The sequence below is a fragment of the Brevundimonas sp. EU05-FHT14B11 genome (assembly GCF_058790835.1).
In genome coordinates this window covers 735,258-754,608 of record NZ_JBYTCY010000001.1, presented here as the reverse complement: position 1 = coordinate 754,608, position 19,351 = coordinate 735,258, and the positions used below count along the sequence as shown (strand labels likewise).

General features: G+C 69.6%; 20 protein-coding genes. 11 read left to right on the top strand and 9 right to left on the bottom strand.

The window, feature by feature from the left end; translation table 11 throughout:
• A complete protein-coding gene (locus AC3WRV_RS03850) occupies positions 1-1,236 on the bottom strand; it encodes a 3-methyl-2-oxobutanoate dehydrogenase (2-methylpropanoyl-transferring) subunit alpha (RefSeq protein ID WP_492312203.1) in 1,236 nt (411 codons plus the stop codon).
• 147 nt (positions 1,237-1,383) lie between these two features.
• On the opposite strand from AC3WRV_RS03850, the gene AC3WRV_RS03845 reads away from it, so the two are divergent.
• Entirely contained in the window at positions 1,384-1,872 is a 489-nt protein-coding gene (locus AC3WRV_RS03845) for an Lrp/AsnC family transcriptional regulator (protein ID WP_291839544.1), read from the top strand.
• A 39-nt stretch (positions 1,873-1,911) separates the two neighbouring features.
• Positions 1,912-2,844 carry a pirin family protein gene (locus AC3WRV_RS03840; RefSeq protein WP_291839546.1) on the top strand — a complete coding sequence of 311 codons (933 nt, stop codon included), beginning with the start codon at positions 1,912-1,914 and terminating at the stop codon, positions 2,842-2,844.
• A 22-nt stretch (positions 2,845-2,866) separates the two neighbouring features.
• Here AC3WRV_RS03840 and AC3WRV_RS03835 read toward each other — a convergent pair whose 3' ends face one another.
• Positions 2,867-4,249 carry an alpha/beta hydrolase family protein gene (locus tag AC3WRV_RS03835; RefSeq protein ID WP_492312202.1) on the bottom strand — a complete coding sequence of 461 codons (1,383 nt, stop codon included), beginning with the start codon at positions 4,247-4,249 and terminating at the stop codon, positions 2,867-2,869.
• 131 nt (positions 4,250-4,380) lie between these two features.
• Between AC3WRV_RS03835 and AC3WRV_RS03830 the strand changes: the two genes are divergently transcribed.
• The gene (locus AC3WRV_RS03830) at positions 4,381-5,367 is read left to right on the top strand and encodes an LLM class flavin-dependent oxidoreductase (protein WP_492312201.1); all 987 of its coding nucleotides are present in this window, start codon (positions 4,381-4,383) and stop codon (positions 5,365-5,367) included.
• On the opposite strand, the gene AC3WRV_RS03825 is transcribed toward AC3WRV_RS03830, so the two are convergent.
• From AC3WRV_RS03825 to rpmH, 5 genes are read right to left on the bottom strand one after another with little or no spacing between them, the layout of a single operon-like run.
• Positions 5,364-6,323, bottom strand: a complete 960-nt coding sequence (locus AC3WRV_RS03825; RefSeq protein ID WP_492312200.1) for an alpha/beta fold hydrolase — start codon at positions 6,321-6,323, stop codon at positions 5,364-5,366. The two genes, AC3WRV_RS03830 and AC3WRV_RS03825, sit on opposite strands and share 4 nt — an antisense overlap.
• Before the next feature lie 40 nt (positions 6,324-6,363).
• A complete protein-coding gene (gene yihA, locus AC3WRV_RS03820; protein WP_291840783.1) occupies positions 6,364-7,005 on the bottom strand; it encodes a ribosome biogenesis GTP-binding protein YihA/YsxC in 642 nt (213 codons plus the stop codon).
• Positions 7,006-8,832 carry a membrane protein insertase YidC gene (yidC, locus tag AC3WRV_RS03815; RefSeq protein WP_492312199.1) on the bottom strand — a complete coding sequence of 609 codons (1,827 nt, stop codon included), beginning with the start codon at positions 8,830-8,832 and terminating at the stop codon, positions 7,006-7,008.
• Between the two features lie 5 nt (positions 8,833-8,837).
• Complete coding sequence (gene rnpA / locus AC3WRV_RS03810) at positions 8,838-9,239, bottom strand: ribonuclease P protein component (protein ID WP_492312198.1); 402 nt, start codon at positions 9,237-9,239, stop codon at positions 8,838-8,840.
• A 23-nt stretch (positions 9,240-9,262) separates the two neighbouring features.
• Positions 9,263-9,397, bottom strand: coding sequence for a 50S ribosomal protein L34 (gene rpmH / locus AC3WRV_RS03805; RefSeq protein WP_123288089.1), 135 nt, complete (start codon positions 9,395-9,397; stop codon positions 9,263-9,265).
• 132 nt (positions 9,398-9,529) lie between these two features.
• Here rpmH and AC3WRV_RS03800 point away from each other — a divergent pair, with 132 nt between their 5' ends.
• The 7 genes from AC3WRV_RS03800 (at position 9,530) to AC3WRV_RS03770 (ending at position 16,265) form a co-directional block, all read left to right on the top strand.
• Positions 9,530-10,252 (top strand): TVP38/TMEM64 family protein, encoded by a 723-nt coding sequence (locus AC3WRV_RS03800; RefSeq protein ID WP_492312197.1) that lies wholly within the window; start codon positions 9,530-9,532, stop codon positions 10,250-10,252.
• A gap of 40 nt (positions 10,253-10,292) precedes the next feature.
• On the top strand, positions 10,293-11,753 hold the full coding sequence (locus AC3WRV_RS03795) for a sensor histidine kinase (RefSeq protein ID WP_492312196.1): 1,461 nt from the start codon (positions 10,293-10,295) through the stop codon (positions 11,751-11,753).
• A gap of 87 nt (positions 11,754-11,840) precedes the next feature.
• A complete protein-coding gene (locus tag AC3WRV_RS03790) occupies positions 11,841-12,329 on the top strand; it encodes a cell wall hydrolase (RefSeq protein ID WP_492312195.1) in 489 nt (162 codons plus the stop codon).
• Between the two features lie 43 nt (positions 12,330-12,372).
• The gene (locus AC3WRV_RS03785; protein WP_492312194.1) at positions 12,373-13,128 is read left to right on the top strand and encodes a cytochrome b/b6 domain-containing protein; all 756 of its coding nucleotides are present in this window, start codon (positions 12,373-12,375) and stop codon (positions 13,126-13,128) included.
• A complete protein-coding gene (locus AC3WRV_RS03780; protein ID WP_492312193.1) occupies positions 13,125-13,883 on the top strand; it encodes a molybdopterin-dependent oxidoreductase in 759 nt (252 codons plus the stop codon). The genes AC3WRV_RS03785 and AC3WRV_RS03780 overlap by 4 nt, the downstream gene beginning before the upstream one ends.
• 110 nt (positions 13,884-13,993) lie before the next feature.
• Entirely contained in the window at positions 13,994-15,433 is a 1,440-nt protein-coding gene (locus AC3WRV_RS03775; RefSeq protein WP_492312718.1) for a carboxylesterase/lipase family protein, read from the top strand.
• Positions 15,434-15,443: 10 nt separating this feature from the next.
• A complete protein-coding gene (locus AC3WRV_RS03770; RefSeq protein ID WP_492312192.1) occupies positions 15,444-16,265 on the top strand; it encodes a TonB family protein in 822 nt (273 codons plus the stop codon).
• Here the strand turns inward: AC3WRV_RS03770 and AC3WRV_RS03765 are convergent.
• Entirely contained in the window at positions 16,262-17,293 is a 1,032-nt protein-coding gene (locus AC3WRV_RS03765; RefSeq protein WP_492312191.1) for an oxidoreductase, read from the bottom strand. The genes AC3WRV_RS03770 and AC3WRV_RS03765 overlap by 4 nt on opposite strands.
• 141 nt (positions 17,294-17,434) lie before the next feature.
• Between AC3WRV_RS03765 and AC3WRV_RS03760 the strand changes: the two genes are divergently transcribed.
• On the top strand, positions 17,435-18,217 hold the full coding sequence (locus AC3WRV_RS03760) for an energy transducer TonB (RefSeq protein WP_291838093.1): 783 nt from the start codon (positions 17,435-17,437) through the stop codon (positions 18,215-18,217).
• 28 nt (positions 18,218-18,245) lie between these two features.
• Here the strand turns inward: AC3WRV_RS03760 and AC3WRV_RS03755 are convergent, their stop codons facing one another.
• Positions 18,246-19,292: a ribonucleotide-diphosphate reductase subunit beta gene (locus AC3WRV_RS03755; RefSeq protein ID WP_492312190.1), complete on the bottom strand. Its 1,047-nt coding sequence runs from the start codon at positions 19,290-19,292 to the stop codon at positions 18,246-18,248.
• Between the last annotated feature and the right edge of the window lie 59 nt (positions 19,293-19,351).

Sequence of the window (19,351 nt, the reverse complement as noted above, 5' to 3'; positions counted from 1 at the left end):
TCAGACTCCCACCTCGCGGCGCTGCTCGATCAGGCGCCAGTCCTCGGTCGCATAGACCTCCTCGAACATGGTCTTCACGCTGGGGCGCGACTGGCCGAGCGTGCCGATGGCCTCGGACTCCTTGCCGGCGGCGCGGACCTGTTCGACCGCGTCCTTCTCGGCCTCGGCCTGCTGGTCGTCGGACCATTCGCCGAGCGCGATCAGGTGCTGCTTCAGGCGCTCGACCGGATCGCCCAGCGGCCATTTCTCGTGCTCGTCGCCCGGGCGATAGCGGCTGGGGTCGTCCGAGGTGGAGTGCGGCGCGCCGCGGTAGGTGAACAGCTCGATGACCGTCGCGCCCTGGTTGGTGCGCGCGCGCTCTTCGGCCCACTTGGTCGCGGCCCAGACGGCGAGAAAGTCGTTGCCGTCCACGCGCAGGGCCGGGAGGCCGTAGCCGATGGCCTTGGAGGCGAAGGTCGTCTCCAGCCCGCCGGCGATGCCCATGAAGGACGAGATGGCCCACTGGTTGTTGACGACGTTCAGGATCACCGGGGCGCGGTAGACGGCGGCGAAGGTCAGGGCGTTGTGGAAGTCGCCTTCGGCCGTGGCGCCGTCGCCGATCCAGCTGATGGCGATCTTGTCATCGCCCTTGTAGGCGCTGGCCATGGCCCAGCCGACGGCCTGCGGCACCTGGGTGCCCAGATTGCCCGAGATCGTGAAGAAGCCGTACTCCTTGGACGAGTACATGATCGGCAGCTGGCGGCCCTTGATGGGGTCGGCGGCGTTCGAATAGATCTGGTTCATCATCTCGACCAGCGGATAGCCGCGCGCGATCAGAAGGCCCTGCTGGCGGTAGGTCGGGAAGCCCATGTCCTCGCGGCCCAGGATCATGCCCTGAGCGACCGCGATGGCCTCTTCACCCGTGCACTTCATGTAGAAGCTGGTCTTGCCCTGACGGTGGGCGCGGTGCATCCGGTCGTCGAAGGCGCGGGTCAGGATCATGGCCTTCAGACCCTTGCGCAGGGTCTCCGGGTCCAGCTTCGGATCCCACGGACCGACGGCCTTGCCGTCGTCGTCCAGGACACGGACCAGCTTGAAGGCGTGGTCGCGCATCTCGTACGGGGTGGTCGCCACGTCCGGGCGGTCGACCGCGCCGGCGGGGTCGAAGCGCAGATGGCTGAAGTCAGGGGCGTCGCCCGGACGGCCCGAAGGCTCGGGCACGCGCAGGGACAATTGGGGGGTATTGGGCTTCTTCATTCCGTCCTGCTGTCCGGTTGATCCGACCGCGTTTTCCTCAAGCCTCGATCTAGCACGAGGCCCGTGCCAAGGCTCGCTCGATTTCGACCTTGCACTATGCCGATCAGGGGTATTTTATTGCGTCATAATAACAAGTGGAGAAACGCCTTGGCCGAAGAGCTGGATCCCGTCGACGCCCGGATTCTTGACATCCTGCAACAGGACGCCGGCCTGTCGGTCGCCGAGGTCGCCGACCGGGTCGGTTTGTCGGCCTCGCCGTGCTGGCGCCGGATCAAGAGGCTGGAGGATACGGGCTTCATCCGCAAGCGGGTGACCCTGCTGGACGCCGAGAAGCTGGGCCTGGACTTCGAGGTCTACGCCATCGTCAAGCTGAGCCTGCCGTCGCGCGAGAACCTGGACCTGTTCGAGGCCGCCGTGACCCATTGGCCCGAGGTGGTGCAGTGCGCCACCATCACCGGCCGCGAGGACTATGTGCTGCGGATCATCACCTCCGACATGCACGCCTTCGACAAATTCCTGCGCGAGAAGCTGCTGAGCCTGGCCATCGTGTCGGACTGCGAGAGCCACATCGTCACGCGCGGCGTGAAGAATGTGACCACCCTGCCTCTTGGCATCGTGACCCCGCACGTCGGATAGTGCCGTTCGGCTCGACAGGGCCGGACGGGGAAGACTGACATGATCGAGATGGTGATCGACGCGCGGCGCAAGGACCTGGGCGGGTTCGAGGTCGGACGCGTGCTGCCGTTCCATTCGCGCCGCATGGTCGGCCCGTTCATCTTCCTGGACCAGATGGGGCCGGCCGAGTTCGCGCCGGGGGCCGAGGCGATCAATGTGCGGCCGCACCCGCACATCGGCCTGTCGACCCTGACCTATCTGTTCGAGGGCGAGATCATGCACCGGGACAACACCGGCGTGACGCAGGCGATCCGGCCCGGCGAGGTCAACTGGATGACCGCGGGCAGCGGCATCGTCCACTCCGAACGCACCGATCCGCTGAAGAAGAGCCAGGGCGGTCCCATGCACGGGATGCAGGCCTGGATCGCCCTGCCGACCGAGCATGAGGAGACGGCTCCGGCCTTCCACCACCTGGGGGAGGACGGCCAGCCCGCCTATGAGAACGGCGGCCTGTTCGCGCGACTGGTGGCCGGCGAGGCCTACGGCGCCAAGGCCGCCGCGCCGATCTCGTCGCCGCTGTTCTACGTCCACTGGGAGCTGGCCGAGGGGGTGCGCACCGCGCCGCCGCCGGGCACGGGAGCCGGCGGCTATTCCGAGCGCGCCCTGTATGTCGCCAAGGGCGAGATCGAGGTCGGCGACCGGGTCTTCCACGAAGGCCAGATGATCGTGCTGGAGCCCACGGCCGAGCCCACGGTCAAGGCGATCCGCCCCTCGACCGTCATGGTGCTGGGCGGCGAGCCGGTCGGGCCGCGTGTGATCTGGTGGAATTTTGTCTCGTCCACCCAGGCCCGGATCGACCAGGCCAAGGAAGACTGGAAGGCCGGACGGATGGCCCTGCCCGCCGAGGACGACCTGGAGTTCATCCCCCTGCCCGACACGCCGTCGACGCCGGAGCCCGCGCCGACGAAGCCGGAACCGACCCACCCCGTCTGATCCGCCATCCAGGGCGCGGCGTTTATCGCGCCGCCACCCAGTCGACGATGGTCTTCAGGGCCTGGGGGTCGAGGGTGGTGGCGATGCCGGCGTACTCCGCCGGCAGCCCGGTCACGGCCGGCTGCATCAGATGGTTCAGGTTCGGCAGGACCACGATCTCGGCCGAGGGCAGGATCGCGCGCAGGGCCGTCGCGTTCTGTTCGGCCGGGACCTGGGCGTCCTTGCCGCCGTAGAGGGCCAGCACGGGGATATGCAGCGCCGCCAGCGCCGGCCGGGGGTCGTGGGCGACGAACCAACGGGTCCACGGGGCGCTGACCTGGGCGGCGGCGGCCTGGCGCTGGGCCTCGGGCAGGCCGGCTTCGGCGAAGATGGGATCGACCGCCGCCGCGACATCCCGCGCCGATCCGGCGTTGGCCGCGACGGCCGCCATGATCCGGGCCTGCAGGGCGACATTGGCCTCGACCGTCGCGGGCGGCAGGCCCGAAGCCTGCTGGATGGCGCGCGACTGTTCGACCAGCAGGTCGCCGCCGGACACCGCCGGCCCGGCGATCATGACGAGGAAGGCCACGTCCGGATCGGCCCCGGCGACCAGCGGCGCGATGGTCCCGCCCTCGCTGTGGCCGATCAGACCGATGCGGTCGTGCGCGATGTCGGCGCGCGCCTCCAGGAAGGCCACCGAGGCCTCGGCGTCGACGGCGAAGTCGGCGCTGGTGGCCTCCGCGACCGGACCGGTCGAGCCGCCCACACCCCGGTCATCGACGCGCAGCACGGCGACGCCGCGCCGGGTCAGGGCGTCGGCGAGGACCAGGAAGGGCTTGTGGCCGAAGACGGTCTCATCGCGGTCCTGCTGGCCCGAACCGGTGATCAGCAGGACCGCGGGAAAAGGGCCGGCGCCCTCCGGCAGGGTCAGGGTCCCGGCCAGCTGCACGCCCGGGGTCGGGGTCGCGATGACCACGTCCTGACTGCGATAGGGGAAGGGCGGGACCGGCGTCTGCGGCCGTGACGGCGCGGCGGCGGGCGTGATCACCGGCGGCGGCGGCGCGGACGGCGCCAGCTCCATCACCCGGGTCAGGACCAGCGGCAGGCTGGCCCCGCCCTGGCTCAGCACGCCGTTCACGGTCCGGCCGGCGTCGGTCAGCGTGCCTTCGAAACTTCCACCCGCGGCGGGCACGGCGAAGCGGACCACCCCGCCCTGCACCGACAGGCCGCTGACCGGCAGGCCGTTGACGCCCTGGTCCGGGCTGTCGATCGTCGCCCCGCCGACGGCGTCGACGTTGAGCACCACGCGCAGGCTTTGGCCGCCGACGTTCACGCGGCCTTCCCAGCGGCCCGCCAGCTCTCCGGCGGGGGTCTGGGCCCCGGCGATGGACACGGCGGCGGCGAGGGTCAGCGCGAGAATGGTCATGGAGTCCTCCGTGGGCCGAACCTAGGCGGCGGGCCGCCGGTCGCCAAGGCGCGACGCTTGGAATGGCGATGATCGCAATCCGTAACCGCCCCGGGTCTTGAAAGCCGACGGCGGGACCCGATCTGTCGGCCATGACCGCTTTCTCCGTGCTCGACCTGTCGCCCATCGTGGAGGGCGGAGACGCCCGCCGCGCCCTGCTGGAAACCGCCGAACTGGCCCGAACCGCCGAAAGGACGGGGTTCAAGCGTTTCTGGCTGGCGGAACACCACAACATGCCCGGCATCGCCAGCGCGGCCACGGCCGTGGCGCTGGGCTTCGTGGCGAGCCAGACCCAAACCATCCGCGTCGGATCGGGCGGGATCATGCTGCCCAACCATGCGCCGCTGGTGGTCGCCGAACAGTTCGGGACCCTCGCCGCCCTCTATCCGGACCGGATCGACCTGGGGCTGGGCCGCGCGCCCGGCACCGACGGCGAGACCGCCCGGGCGCTGCGCCGCTATTTCGAGGCCGCCGACCAGTTCCCGCGCGACGTGATGGAGCTGCAAAACTTCCTGGGCGATCCGGTCGAGGGTCAGCGGGTCACCGCCTGGCCGGGGGCGGGATCCAAGGTGCCGGTCTGGCTGCTGGGCTCCAGCCTGTTCAGCGCCGAACTGGCCGCCCACCTGGGCCTGCCCTTCGCCTTCGCCAGCCATTTCGCGCCCGAGCTTCTGCTCCAGGCGCTGGAGACCTATCGCGCCGGGTTCCGGCCGTCGAAGCAACTGGCCGCGCCCTATGCGATGGCCGCCATCAACGTCTTCGCCGCCGACAGCGACGCGGAGGCGCAGCGCGTCTCGACCTCGATGCAGCAGGCCTTCGCCGCGGTGGTCACCGGCAAGCCCGGCAAGCTGAAGCCGGCGGTGGACGACATCACCACGGTGCTGGACGCCCGTCAGATCGCGGCGGTCGAGAGCCGCCTGACCTACGCCGCCGTCGGCGGGGTGGAGACCGTGCGGACCAAGCTGGCCGAGTTCATCGCCCTGACCAAGGTGGACGAGGTGATGGTCACCGGCATGATCCACGATCTGGACGCCCGGCTGCACAGCCTCGAGGTGACGGCCGAGGCGATCGGCGGGCTCTAGAGCCCCTTCAGGAAATCGATCAGCCAGGCGTTCACCGCCTCGGGCCGTTCCTGCTGGATCCAGTGGCCGGCGCCGGGGACGACGACCTGCGAGCGCAGGTCGGGGACGATGTCCTTCAGTCCCGCCTCGTGCTGGCCCGAATAATGACGGACAGGGTCGCGGTCGCCGACCATGAAGGCGCCCGGGACGCGGACCCGCGCCTCCTGCAGGAAGGCCGTCAGCGACCAGTTCAGGTCGATGCATCGATACCAGTCCAGCGGGGCGCGGAAGCCGCCCGCCGAGAAGGCCGCGACGTATTCCGCGAAATGCTCCGGGCTCATCCACGGCGGCAGGGGGGCGTCCTCGGGGACGGTGGAGATGAAGTTTTCGCCGGGCTGGATGAAGCCGGTCGACTGCAGCTCCGGCGGGGTGGCGCCGTCATAGGCCCAGAAGCCCTTGCGCAGGCCCGCCGCCACGTCGGTCTCGAAGACGGCGTGGGCGTCCGGGGCCTGAAACTGGTTGATGTAGAGCTCGCCCAGGCCCGCGCGCTTGGTGATGGCGGCCATGGCGACGGTGGGCGGCCCCTTGGCCCGGCGCGGCTGCAGCGGCACGGACAGGGCGGCGACGGCGGTGAAGACGTCGGGCCGCATCAGGGCGCAGTGCCAGGCCACCGGCGCGCCCCAGTCGTGCCCGACGACGGTGCAGGCCTGATGGCCCAGCGCCCGGACCAGATCGACCATGTCGCCGACCAGATGGAGGATGGAATAGGCCTCGCGCTCGGCGGGTTTGTCGGTCCCGCCATAGCCGCGCATGTCGGGGGCGACCGCGTGATAGCCGGCCCCGGCCAGGGCCTGCACCTGGGCGCGCCAGCTGATCCCGAGTTCGGGGAAGCCGTGGATCAGCAGGACCAGCGGGCCGGAGCCGGCCTCGAGGATCTGCTGGGTCAGGCCGTCGGTCTGGATGTGGCGGGTCTGCATGGACGCACCCGATCACCGGGCGCGAACAGGCGCAAGCCGTTTAGAGCTCGACGCCCGTGGTGCGCATGATCTCGGCGCGCAGTTCGGGCATGCCGTCGCCCTTTTCCGCCGAGGTGACGATGACCGCCGGGAAGGCGGCGGGGCGTTTGGCGATGGCCTTGAGGGTCTCAGCCTGGACCTTCTCGGCCTCGCCCTTCTTCAGCTTGTCGGCCTTGGTCAGGACGATCTGGTAGCTGACGGCGGCGAGGTCGAGGGCGTCCAGCGCCTCGGTGTCCACCGACTTCAGCCCGTGGCGGGCGTCGATCAGCAGATAGACCCGCTTCAGGGTCACCCGGCCGCGCAGGTAGTCGCGGCCCAGGTCCTGGAACTTCTTGACCGTCGACTTGGACGCCTTGGCCCAGCCGTAGCCGGGCAGGTCGACCAGGCGCATCTTGCCGTCGAGGTCGAAGAAATTGACCTCGCGCGTGCGCCCCGGCTCGTTCGACGCCCGGGCCAGCTTGTGCATGCCGACCAGGCCGTTGATCAGGCTGGACTTGCCCACGTTCGACCGACCCGCGAAGGCGATCTCGGGCAGGTCGGGATCGGGCAGTTGCTCGATCTTGGCGCAGCCCATGACGAAGGTCGCCGGACGCGCGAAGAGGATGCGCGCCTGTTCCAGTTCCTCTGGGGTGAAAGCGTCCAACTAGACCTTCGCCTTCTGGAACCGGGCCAGGAAGGTGTCGATCGGGTTCTCGGCCTTGAAGCGGTGCATGATGATGTACTGCTGGAAGATGGTCAGCACGTTGGACCAGGCCCAGTAGATCAGCAGGCCGGCCGGGAAGTTGGCCATGATGAAGGTGAACACCACCGGCATGAACTGGAAGATCTTGCGCTGCATGGGATCCGGCGCGGGCGGACTCATGGCCATCTGCAGCCACATGGTCGCGCCGTAGACGATGGCCAGCACGCTGAGGCCCAGGCTGAAGCCGCCGCCCGGATGGCTGACCAGCAGATTGCCGATCAGGGGCGCCGTCGACGGATCCCAGGGGATCAGGCCGAACAGGTTCCAGATGGTGGTGTGATCCGGCGCCGACAGGTCGCGCAGCCAGCCGAAGAAGGGCGCGTGCCGCATCTCGATGGTCACGAACAGCATCTTATAGACGGCGTAGAAGACCGGGATCTGGAGCAGCAGCGGAAGGCAGCCGGCCAGAGGATTGATCTTCTCCTTCTGGTACAGGGCCATCAGCTCCTGCTGCTGCTTCTGCGCGTCGTCAGGGTGCTTCTTCTTGATCTCCTCCATCTTGGGCTGGAGGTTCCGCATCTTGGACATGCTCTCGTAGCTCTTGTTGGCGAGCGGGAACATGATCAGGCGCACGGTCAGGGTCAGCAGCAGGATGGCGATCCCGAAGTTGCCGACCAGTCCGTAGAAGAACTCGACCAGCAGGAAGATCGGCCGCGTCAGGAAGAACAGGAAGCCCCAGTCGATCGCGTAGATGAAGCGCGGCAGATCGAGGCTCTTCTCGTAGCCGGCCAGGATCTCGTTGCGCTTGGCGCCGGCGAACAGGCGGGTCGTCTCGGTGATCGTGGCGTTCGGTTGGATGGTCCGCGCTTCGCCGACCATGTTGGCCTGGTGGATGTCGGCATGGGCCGAATCGACGACACGGAAGGCGCCCTCGATCTTCTCGTCCTGGCTCGGGATCAGCGCCGCCAGCCAGTATTTGTCGGTGATGCCCATCCAGCCGCCGGTGGAGCTGTGCTCCTGGTTCGGCTTCTTGGCCCAGGCGCCGTACTTGAGCTGGGTGGTGGTGTACGAACCGTCGGTTCCGAAGGTGCCGATGGCGCCCTCGTGCAGGACCTGGTTCTTGCCCAGGTCGTCGGGGATGCCCTGACGCTGAATGCCGGAGACGGCGTTCAAGGTCACCGGACGCGGGCTGAAGTTGGAGACCGTGTCAGTGACGGTGAACAGATACTGTTCGTCCACGGTGATCTGGCGGGTGAAGCGCAGGCCTTGACCGTTGTCCCACACCAGCTTGATCGGGGTCGTCGGCGTCAGGACCGAGCCCTCGGTCAGTTGCCAGGCGGTCGCGGCCGTCGGCACCCCGCCGGGGATGTTCGGGCCGCCCCAGGCGAATTCCGCGAAGAAGGCGTGGCGCATGCCTTGCGGGCGGAACAGCTCCACCGGCGGCGAGTCCTTGTCGATCGTCTCGCGGTATTTGGTCAGGAACAGATCGTCGATGCGCGAGCCGGTCAGCGACAGCGAGCCGGTCAGGGTCGGCGTCTGGATGCGGACGCGGGGGCCGGCGCCGAGCGCGGCCGTGCGATCGGCGACGAAGGTCGCGGGCGGGGGCGACGCCGTGCCGGCGGCTCCGCCAGCGGCCGGAGCGTCGCCGACCTTCTCGGCGGCGGCCTGCTGCGCCTGGCGGCGCTGAGCCGTCTGAGCGGGCACGACCAGCATGACGTAGGCGGCGAACAGGAGCGCCGCGACCACGAAGAAGATGATCGTGTTACGGCTATTGGACTGAGGGGGCATGGAGATCAGGAATCCTGGCCGGCGGGCGCGGGCGTCGAGGGCGCGGGTTGAGGCGCCGACCGCGGGGTCGCCAGCCTTGTAAGCGCCGATTTCACATCGTCAAGCAAACGGTCCCAGGGGCGGTCGGCCGTCCCCATGCGGGCGATGAAGACATAGTCGCTTCCGGCCACGCCAAACTGCGGCGCAAGCGCGCGGGCGGCTTCACGCAGACGGCGTTTGGCGCGGTTGCGGACCACGGCCCCGCCGATCTTGCGGGTGGCGGTGAAGCCGAGGCCGACGGCCGCGTTTCCGTCGGCGCGGTCGAGGCGCTGCACGACCACGGCGCCGCGGGCCTCTGAAACGCCTTTCGCGGCCGCCAGAAACTGGGGCCGCGACGTCAGGCGATGGATTTTGAGGTCATCGGTCATGCGCCCGCGCGAGCGCCGACGACTTAAGCCGTCAGGCGCTTGCGGCCCTTGGCGCGGCGGCGCTGAACGATCTTCTGACCGTTCTTGGTGGCCATCCGCGAACGGAAGCCGTGACGGCGCTTGCGCACGAGTCGCGACGGCTGATAGGTCCGCTTCACGGTCGGCTCCTGGGATTAAGTGACTGAGATACGACGGAACGCGTCCGCCGCAGGAAGGGCGGGCGTATAAGGGGACGATCCGCCGGAGTCAACGCCGTAGCGTCCCTCCAGCCGCCCCTGTACGGAGAGAATATGGCCCGCCTGAAGCGCTTCCTGCCCCTGATCGTGCTCGGAGCCGTCATCGCCCTGATCTTCGGCATGGGCTGGAATCGCTACCTGTCCCTGGATACCATCCGAGACCACGGGGCCGAATTCCGGGCCTTCACCGCCGACAACTACATCCTGAGCCTGCTGGCCCTGATGGCCGTGTTCGCCATTCTGACCGCCAGCGTGGTGCCCGGCGTCTTCTTCGTCACCATCACCGCGGGCTATCTGTTCGGGCCGTGGGTGGGCGGGGTGTCGACCTCCATCGCGGCCACGGTGGGCGCCCTGATCGTCTATGGCGTGGCGCGCACGGCGCTGGGCCGCAGTCTTCGGGAGAAGGCCGAGCGCGACCAGGGGCTGATGCAGAAGGTCTGCGCGGCCATCGACAAGGATACGTTCTGGTACGTGCTGGCCAGCCGGCTGGCGGTGGTGGTGCCGTTCCACATGATCAACATCGCCGCGGGCGTCATGGCGGTGCGGCTGACGCCCTACACCATCGCCACCGTGATCGGCCTGCTGCCGGCGCACATTATCTACTGCTGGATCGGCGCCCGGCTGAACAGCCTGCTGGCCACCGACCCCAACCCGGACTTCCAGGCCCTGTTCGGCCAGTTCTGGGCGCCCATGACCGGGGTCTTCGTGCTGGCGGTGGTGCTGCCGTTCGCGATGAAGGGGCTGCAGGCGGCTCTGGGCCGGAAGGCCGCGACGTGAGACAAGCAGCCCTTCAGCCAAGCCTTGCGTTAGGGGGAGCATGACGCGCCTGCGCGCCCTTCTGAGCGATGTCCGCAAGGGATTGCGTGTTCCCGCCGACTGGCGCGAGCACGTTAAATTCCACGCGCCGGACGCGCTGGCGTGGCGGCTGCTGCTGCTGACCTTCGTCTTCGCCGCCTCGGTCGAGGTGCTGATCATCGCGCCGAGCGCCGCCAGCTTCCACGAGCGCTGGCTGCTGGACCGGCTGCAGTCGGCGGAGCTGGCGTCCGTGGGCGTCGAGGCCCTGCCCTATTCGGCGGTCGAGGACGACACGGCCGAACAGCTGCTGGCCATCGGCGGGGTGCAGGCCGTGGTGGTCGGCGATCAGGGCGTGCGGCGGCTGCTGCTGCAGGCCCCCAACCTGCCCCGCACGCCGGACCTGATCGACCTGCGCAGGCAACGGCCCGTCGCGCGGCTGATCGACCCGTGGCAGACCCTGTTCGGCCACCCCGACCGCTCGATCCGGGTGCAGGCGCGGCCGCGCTACCGCTCGGGCGACTTCATCGAGATCCTGGCCCCGGCCCAGCCGCTGAAGGTGGAGCTGAAGACCTTCCTGCTGAACAGCCTGATCACCTCGCTGTTCGTCTCCCTGGTGGCGGGCGCCCTGCTGTACGCCGGCCTGGCCTTCCTGGTGCTGCAGCCGCTGCGGCGGGTCACCCGCTCGATCGAGCATTTCGCCGAGGACCCCGAGAGCGAGGGCGATCCGCCCAGCGACCGGCAGGACGAGATCGGTCGGGTCGAGCGCGAACTGGCCCGCATGCAGGAAGAAGTGCGCCACTCCCTGCGCTCGCGCGCCCGACTGGTCGCCCTGGGCGAGGCGGTGGCCAAGATCAATCATGACCTGCGCAACATGCTGACCTCGGCCCAGATGGCGTCCGAGCGGCTGGCGGACTCGCCGGACCCGGCGGTGGCCAAGGCCCTGCCGCGGCTGGAACGGGCGCTGAGCCGCGCCGCTGCCCTGTCGCGCAACGTGCTGGAATATGGGCGCAGCGAAGAGCCGGAGCCGCAGAAGGTGCGCGCGCCGCTGGCCGCCGCCCTGACGCTCGCCGCCGAGGATGCGGGGCTGTCCCCGGACGGAGTGCGGCTGGTGAAGAGCCTGCCCCCGCGGTTCAACGTCCACGCCGATCCCGACCAGCTGTACCGCATCCTGGTCAATCTGATGCGCAACGCCCGGCAGGCCATCGAGGGCGACGCCACGCGGACGGACAAGCGCGGCACGGTGCGGGTGAGCGGCTCGACCGCCGACGGCGACTGCGTGATCCTGGTCAGCGACGATGGGCCGGGCATCCCGCCGCGCCTGTCGGAGAAGCTGTTCGAGGCCTTCGTCAGCGGCAAGGCGTCCGGCGGAAGCGGGCTGGGCCTGACCATCTCGCGCGAGCTGGCGGTCAACAACGGCGGAACCCTGACCCTGGTCGAGACTGGGCCGTCGGGCACGACGTTCGAACTGCGCCTGCCGAACTGAGCCAAATCGCGTGACCGGCGTTATCGCTCGCGGAGCGCCTCGAAACGGTCCAGCTTGTCCGCGACGTCCCGCTTCAGGAGACCTGACATGATCCGTATCGTCCTGACCTGTATTACCGCCCTGACGATGGCAGCCGCCCCCGCCGTGGCCCAGACCGCAGCCCAGACCGCAAAGCCGGTCGCGGAACCGCAGGCGGCCGCGCCGGCGCCCGGCTCGGACGAGTGGCTGCGCCTGCGCGGCGAGACCTATCACTCGGCCCCGGAGTCCGCTCAGGATCCGGCCGAGATTTCAGCCACCGCCAAGCTGAACGAGAGCATCGCGGCCCGCAACGCCGCCGCCGAACAGGCCGAGGCCGCCGATCAGGCCCGCTTCGACAGCGAGACCCAGCGCTGGGAGGCGGACAGCGCCCGTTCCAGCACCGCCCGCGTCCAGTGGGAGGCCGACGTGGCCGCCGCCAACGCGGCCCAGGCCCAGTGGGAGCGAGACCGCGCCGCCTGGGAGGCCGAAGTCGCCGCCTGCCGCGCCAGTCGCCGCCAGTGCATCACGCCCGCCGCGCCGGTCGCGCCTCGGTACTGAACCGATTGAACACGCCGCTGGGGCGTGACACCGTCCGGCCCACATGACCGAGACCCCGGCCCCGCCGCCTGATCCGTACGCCGACCGCCTGCTGGCGGATGGGCGGGTCGAGACGTTCCGACATCCGGCGTGGGTCAGGATCACCCACTGGCTGAACGTCGTCGCGGTGGTGGTGCTGCTGATGACGGGGCTGAACATCCTGCAGGCGCATCCGCACCTGTACTGGGGCCTGCGCTCGACCTTCGCGGATCCATGGTTCAGCCCGCCGGCGCCGCCCGGATGGCTGATGCTGCCGTCGGTGCGGGACCTGGCCACGGCGCGCAGCTGGCATTTCCTGTTCGCCTGGATCTTCGTGACCAACGGCCTGGTCTATCTGGCCTGGGGCTTCCTCTCGCGCCGGTTCGCCCGCCGGCTGTGGCCGACGAAGGCGGATATCCGCGACCTGCCGCATTCGGTGATCGAGCATGCGAAATTCGACTTCCCGAAGGACGACCGGGCGCGGGTCTATAATGTGATCCAGAAGCTGACCTATCTGGCGATGGTCCTGATCGTCCTGCCGATGATGCTGATCACCGGCCTGTCCATGTCGCCGGGCTTCAACGCCATCGGCGGGGTGCTGCTGGAGATCATGGGCGGACGGCAGTCGGCGCGGACGCTGCATTTCATCTCCGCCGGGCTGATCGTCGGCTTCATCCTGGTCCACGTCGGGCTGGTGATCTGGACCGGGTTGGCCAACAACATGCGGGCGATGGTCACGGGCTGGTTCCGGATCGAGCCCAGCGCCGGAGACAGGGAATGAACCGCCGCCGATGGCTCATCGGAGCGCTGGCGACCGCCGGGGCCGCCGCCCTGTCGGCCTGCGACCGCGCCGTCTACGCCGTGACGGATCAGGCGCGGCGGATGGCCGAGGGGCTGACCCGACGGGCGCAGCGGCTGGTGGTGCCCCGGGACGCCCTGGCGCCGACCTACAGCAAGGCCGAGATCTCGCCTGACTTCCGGCCCAACGGCTCGGTCGATCCGGCGGCGTCGGACTATCTGGCGCTGAAGGCGAACGGCTTCAGCGACTACCGGCTGGTCATCGACGGGCTGGTGGAACGGCCGCTGTCGCTGGGGCTGGCGGAGTTGAAGCGGCGGCCCGCCCAGACCCAGATCACCAAGCATGACTGCGTCGAGGGCTGGACCTCCATCGCCGAATGGACGGGCGTGCGGCTGGAAACCCTGCTGGACGAGGCCGGGCTGAAGCCCGAGGCCCGCTATGTGGTCTTCCACTGTTTCGACGCGCTGGATCAACGCGAGGACGGCGAGCGCTATTACGAGAGCATCGACCTGATCGACGCCCGACATCCGCAGACCATCCTGGCCTACCTGATGAACGGCGAGACCCTGCCCGTGCCGCACGGGGCGCCGCTGCGGCTCAGGGTCGAACGGCAGCTGGGCTACAAGCACGCCAAATACATCCGCCGCATCGAGGTGGTGGAGAGCTTCGCCCACCTCGGCCGGGGCAAGGGCGGCTATTGGGAAGACCGGGGGTACGAGTGGTACGCGGGGATCTGACCCGTCGGGGACTGGGGCAAGGACTGGGGCTGGCGGCGGGGGTCGTGCTGATCGCGGGACCGGCGGTGGCGCAGACTCCCGGCCCGCGCGTGCGTACGCGCGCAGGCGCGATGCGGCTGGTCCGCGACGGCGCCGTCCTGTCGGCCAAGGGCGTTGCCTACGGGCAGGCCGAGCGGTTCAAGCCGCCCCGTCCCGCCGTCCCCTGGCAAGGCGATCTGGTCGTCGCCCGCTACGGTCCGGCTTCGCCCCAGCGCGGCGCCGAGCCCTTCCAGTCCGAGGACTGCCTGCGTCTGAACGTCTGGACGCCCGCCGCCGACGCCGGAGCGAGGCCGGTGATCGTCTATATCCATGGCGGGGCCTATTCGACCGGTTCAGGCTCCAGTCCGCTGACCAACGGGGCGCGGCTGGCGGCCCGGGGCGACGTGGTCGTGGTCACGGTCAACCACCGGCTGGGTCCGTTCGGCTACGCGCCTCTGGCGCGGATCGCGCCGGGGTTCGAGGACAGCGGCAATCTGGGCCAGCTTGATCTCGTGCTGGCTCTGGAGTGGGTGCGGGACAATATCGCGGCCTTCGGCGGCGACCCGGGCTGCGTCACCCTGGTGGGCCAGTCCGGCGGCGGGGCCAAGATCGCCACCCTGATGGCCATGCCCGCGGCGGCGGGCCTGTTTCACCGCGCCGTGACCATGAGCGGTCAGCAGGTGACGGCGTCCGGGCCGCTGAACGCCACCCGGCGCGGGCAGGTCTGGCTGGAGGCGCTGGGGCTGACGCCTGACCGGATCGAAGAGGTGCGCACCCTGCCGGTCGAGCGGCTGATCGAGGCGGCGGGCGCGACCGACCCCATCCTCGGCGGCTCCCTCTATTTCGGGCCGGTGCTGGATGGGCGCAGCCTGACGCGGCACCCGTTCTGGCCCGACGCCCCGGCGCAGTCGGCGTCAATTCCGATGATGATCGGCAACTGCCGCGAGGAGACCCTGGCCTTCCTCGGCGACGATCCGGCCAACGCCGGGCTGACGTGGGAAAGCCTGCCCGCCAGGCTGACGCCGTCGCAGATGCGCATCGACGTGGCGCCCGAGGAGGTCGTCGCCTGGTACCGCGCCGAACATCCCGAGCTGAGCCCCGACGACGTGCTGATCCGGGCCACGACGGCGGCGCGGTCGTGGCGCGCGGCGGTGATCGAGGCCGAGGCGCGGGCCGCGCAGGGGGCGCCGGCGTATGTCTACCAGCTGGACTTCCCCAGCCGCCGGAGCAACGGCCGCACGGGAGCCTGGCACACCTCCGACATCCCGCTGATGCTGGACAATGTCGAGGCCGAAGGCTCTGGCGCTTCCGGGCCGGAGGGACAGGCGATGGCCGACCGGATGGCCGACGCCCTGCTGACCTTCGCCCGCACCGGCGACCCCAACCATCCCGGCCTGCCGCGCTGGACGCCCTATTCGCTGGAACGCCGCGAGACGATGGTGCTGGACCGGGCCTCGCGGATGGAGAACGATCCGCGCGGTGACGAGCGGCGCTTCTTCGGCCGAATCCCCTATATCCAGCCGGGGACCTGAGGGGGAAGGAATGCGTGCGACGTGGATGGCGGCCCTGCCGGCCGGTCTGATGCTGATGACGGGAACGGCGAGCGCCCAGACGCCGCCGCCCGCGCCGCCGCGCCCCGCGACGGTCACCGATCCGACCTGGGCCTCAGTTCCCAGCGGAGAAGAGCTGAGCGCGGCCTATCCGGAGTTCGCCACTGCGATCGGCCAGGAGGGCGAGGTGACATTACGCTGCACGGCTCTGGCCAGCGGCGGGCTGGACCGTTGCGAGGTCGTGGACGTCAAGCCGCGAGGTCTGGGCTTTGATCGCGCGGGTCTGTCGCTGTCGTCGCTGTACCGCGTGAACCCGCGGGTGGTCGACGGCCAGGACACCAAGTCGACCGTCCAATTCCCCATCCGCTTCCGGACGCGGCCGTATGATCCCATCGCGCCCTGGACAGGCCCCGAACCCGACACCGCGCATCTTGCCGCGGCCCGGGTCATCGCCGACCGTCTGGCGCCGGCGATCCGGGCCGACTTCCTCGACTCGCTGGAGCACATCGACGTCGATGCGGATCGGGTCGACAAGGTGCGCGCGATGCTGGTGCAGGCCCACGAGGAGTTCCTCGAACGCGACAAGACAGCGACCGTCCTCACGATGGCCCGTCTGTTGTCACCCGCCCAGCTGGCCGTCATGGCTGCCGGAGGCCCGCCTCCGACGACTCCCTCCGACGAGGCCATCGCCAGCGCGAGCGATCAGTCCGAAGCAGTCAGCCGGGCGCAAATGGATCGCCTGAGGGCCCTGTACTGCACCCAGTTCGAGTGCCCGGTCCTGTCCGCCCCGCCCGCCGATTCCGTCCGCCCCTAGGCGAGCGCAACCTCGGCCCTGAGCCGGTCGCTCTCGATCCCCGCCTCCAGCACCTCCATGACGGCCAGCGCCTGCTCGGGCGGGACGGGGTTCGGTCCCTGGCCGGTCAGGGCGGCGGCGACGGCGGCGTAGTAGGCGGGATAGTCGCCGGGCGGACAGGGCGCCGGCGCCCGCGCGCCCGTGGCGCCGTCGACGACCATGGCGGGACGGGGATCAACGCCCCAGCCGGGCCCGCCGACGGGCAGGCCCGCCTTCAGCTGGTCCTCCTGCACGTCGAGGCCGGACTTGAGCCAGCTCGCCTTCGCGCCGTGGACGGCGAAGCGGAGGTCGGGCGCCGGGGTGGTCATGTCGGCGTGCAGGATCACCCGCTTGTCCGCATAGCGCAGCACGGCGTGGGCCCAGTCCACGGCCTGACCGCCCTCGCGCAGCACGGCCAGGTCGCAGGAGACGCCCAGCGGGCGGCCGAACAGGACCAGGGCCTGATCGATCAGATGGGGACCCAGGTCGTTCCAGACGCCGCCGCCGGGGCCGTCCCGCTCGCGCCAGCGGTCGCGGACCTCAGGCCAGAAGCGGTCGAAATGGCTCTCGAAGGTGCGGACGGCCCCAAGAACGCCCGAGGCGATCTGCTGCTGCAGCGACAGGAAGTCGGCGTCCCAGCGACGGTTGTGGAAGACCGACAGGAACAGCCCCTTCGCCCGGGCCAGATCAGCCACCGCGCGCGCCTCGGCCGGCGACAGGGCGAAGGGCTTGTCGACGACCACCGCCTTGCCCGCCTCCAGCGCGGCCCGGGCCTGCGGCGCGTGAAGGGCGTTGGGCGTGGCGAGGACGACCAAGGCGATCTCCGGATCGGCCAGCACGGTCTCGAAGGCCGGGACGGCGCGGGCGCCGGGCCAGGCCGCCGCGACCTCGGCCGGCCGGCTGGTCACGATGGTGTGGAGGCGCAGACCCGGGCAGGCGGCGATCAGGGGGGCGTGGAAGGTCCGTCCGGCGTAGCCGAAGCCGACGAGGGCGACGTTGGGTGCGGTCATGATCGCCTTTCTAGCGCAGCCGCCGCCCCGGCGGGGGTCACGTTCGGCGCCATGTCCGGCTTGCCAGAGCGGCGATATCGACGCGATAAGGAACCGGACCGCGCCGCCGGAGGGGACGGCGCCGGCTCAAGGGGGACATCCATGCTGAACCGGACGCTTCCGGGACTGGCCGCGCTGGCGGTCGTCGTGAGCCTGACCGCATGCGAGAAGGGGCCCGAGATCGTCCCGGCGAAATTCACCGCCCGGCCGTCGGCCGACGAACTGGCCGAGGCCTATCCCGCCTTCGCCCGCATGGCGCGCATTCCGGGCAAGGTGAAGATGCGCTGCGAATATTCGATCTCGGGCACGCTGCAGCGCTGCCGCCAGGTCGCCGTCGCGCCGGAAGGGCTGAATTTCGAGGCCGGCGTGCCGCGCCTGCTGTCGAAATACACGGTCCTGCCCCAGACCTATGACGGCCGTCCGGCGCCCGCGCCCATCACCTTCGTCATCAGCTTCACCCCGCCGCCGGCGCCCGGCCCCTACGCCGGCGAGCCGGTGCGCGACGCCGACGTGGCCGTGGTCCGCCGCAGCCTGTCCTACATGGGCGAGGCCGAGAACCGGTCGGCCCAGTATCGGGCCAGCCGCAGCGTCGATCTGGATCGGATGACCGCCGTGGGCGGGATGGTCGACCGGGCCTACGCCGCCGACGGCGCCGCCCGGCGGGCGGTCATGCCGCTGGCCGTGGTGCAGACCCTGCTGCCGGCGGACCGGCGCGAGCTGGCCAAGCCGACCGGCTACGTGATGTTCCCGACGCTGCACCAGATGGAGGCCCAGAGCCCCGAGTTCTTCGCCGCCAACGAGCGCATGGCCGCCCGGATGCGGACCGAATACTGCGCCGCCTATTCGTGCAGCACCGAACTGCCGGAAGCCGTCACCGGGGAGTGACGGCGGCGGCGAGCCGCTAGACGGAGGCTCAGGCCTCCGTCTCTTCCTGACGCTTCTTCATCAGGGCGTCGAACGAGCCCCAGACGCCTTCGGCGCCGTGCCACGAGCCCTTGGTCGCGGCCTTGGAGTATTCGGTGGCGCGGGCTTCGAAGAAGTTGGCGTGCTCGACGCCCGACAGCAGCGACTGCAGCCAGGGCAGCGGGTTTTCCTTGACGCCGAACAGCTCGGGCAGGTGCAGCTGACGCAGGCGCCAGTCGGCGATGAAGCGGATGTACTGCTTGATGTCGTCGGCGACCATGCCGTTCACCGGGCCCATCTCGAAGGCCAGGTCGATGAATTTGTCTTCCATCTCGACCACGGTGCGGCAGCACTCGACGATGTCGGCGGCGACCTGGGGGGTGACCGCGCCCGTCTCCTTGTTGAAGGCGTGGTACAGCTTGATGATGCCTTCGCAGTGCAGGCTCTCGTCGCGCACCGACCAGCTGACGATCTGGCCCATGCCCTTCATCTTGTTCTGGCGCGGGAAGTTCATCAGCATCGCGAACGAGGCGAACAGCTGCAGCCCCTCGGCGAAGCCGCCGAACATGGCCAGGGTGCGGGCGATGTCGGCGTTCGTCTCGACCCCGAACTGACCCATGTAGTCGTGCTTGTCCCGCATGGCCTCGTATTCCATGAAGGCGCCGAACTCGCTCTCGGGCATGCCGATGGTCTCGAGCAGCAGGGCGTAGGCCGCGATGTGGATGGTCTCCATGTTGGCGAAGCTCGCCAGCATCATCTTGACCTCGGTCGGTTTGAACACCCGACCGTATTTTTCCATGTAGTTGTCCTGCACCTCGATGTCGGCCTGGGTGAAGAAGCGGAAGATCTGGGTCAGCAGATTGCGCTCGCTGTCGGTCAGATTGACCGCCCAGTCCTTCATGTCCTCGCCCAGCGGCACCTCTTCAGGCATCCAGTGGACCTGCTGCTGCTTCTTCCACATGTCGAACGCCCACGGGTAGCGGAACGGCTTGTAGGCGGCCGAAGGGGTCAACAGGCCCGGCGAGATCAGACCGGTGGGCGAGACATGCGCGTTCATCGTGGGAGCTCTGACGGCGAATCCGTGGAAGTGGTTTTCACCATGCGGGCGAGCGGCCC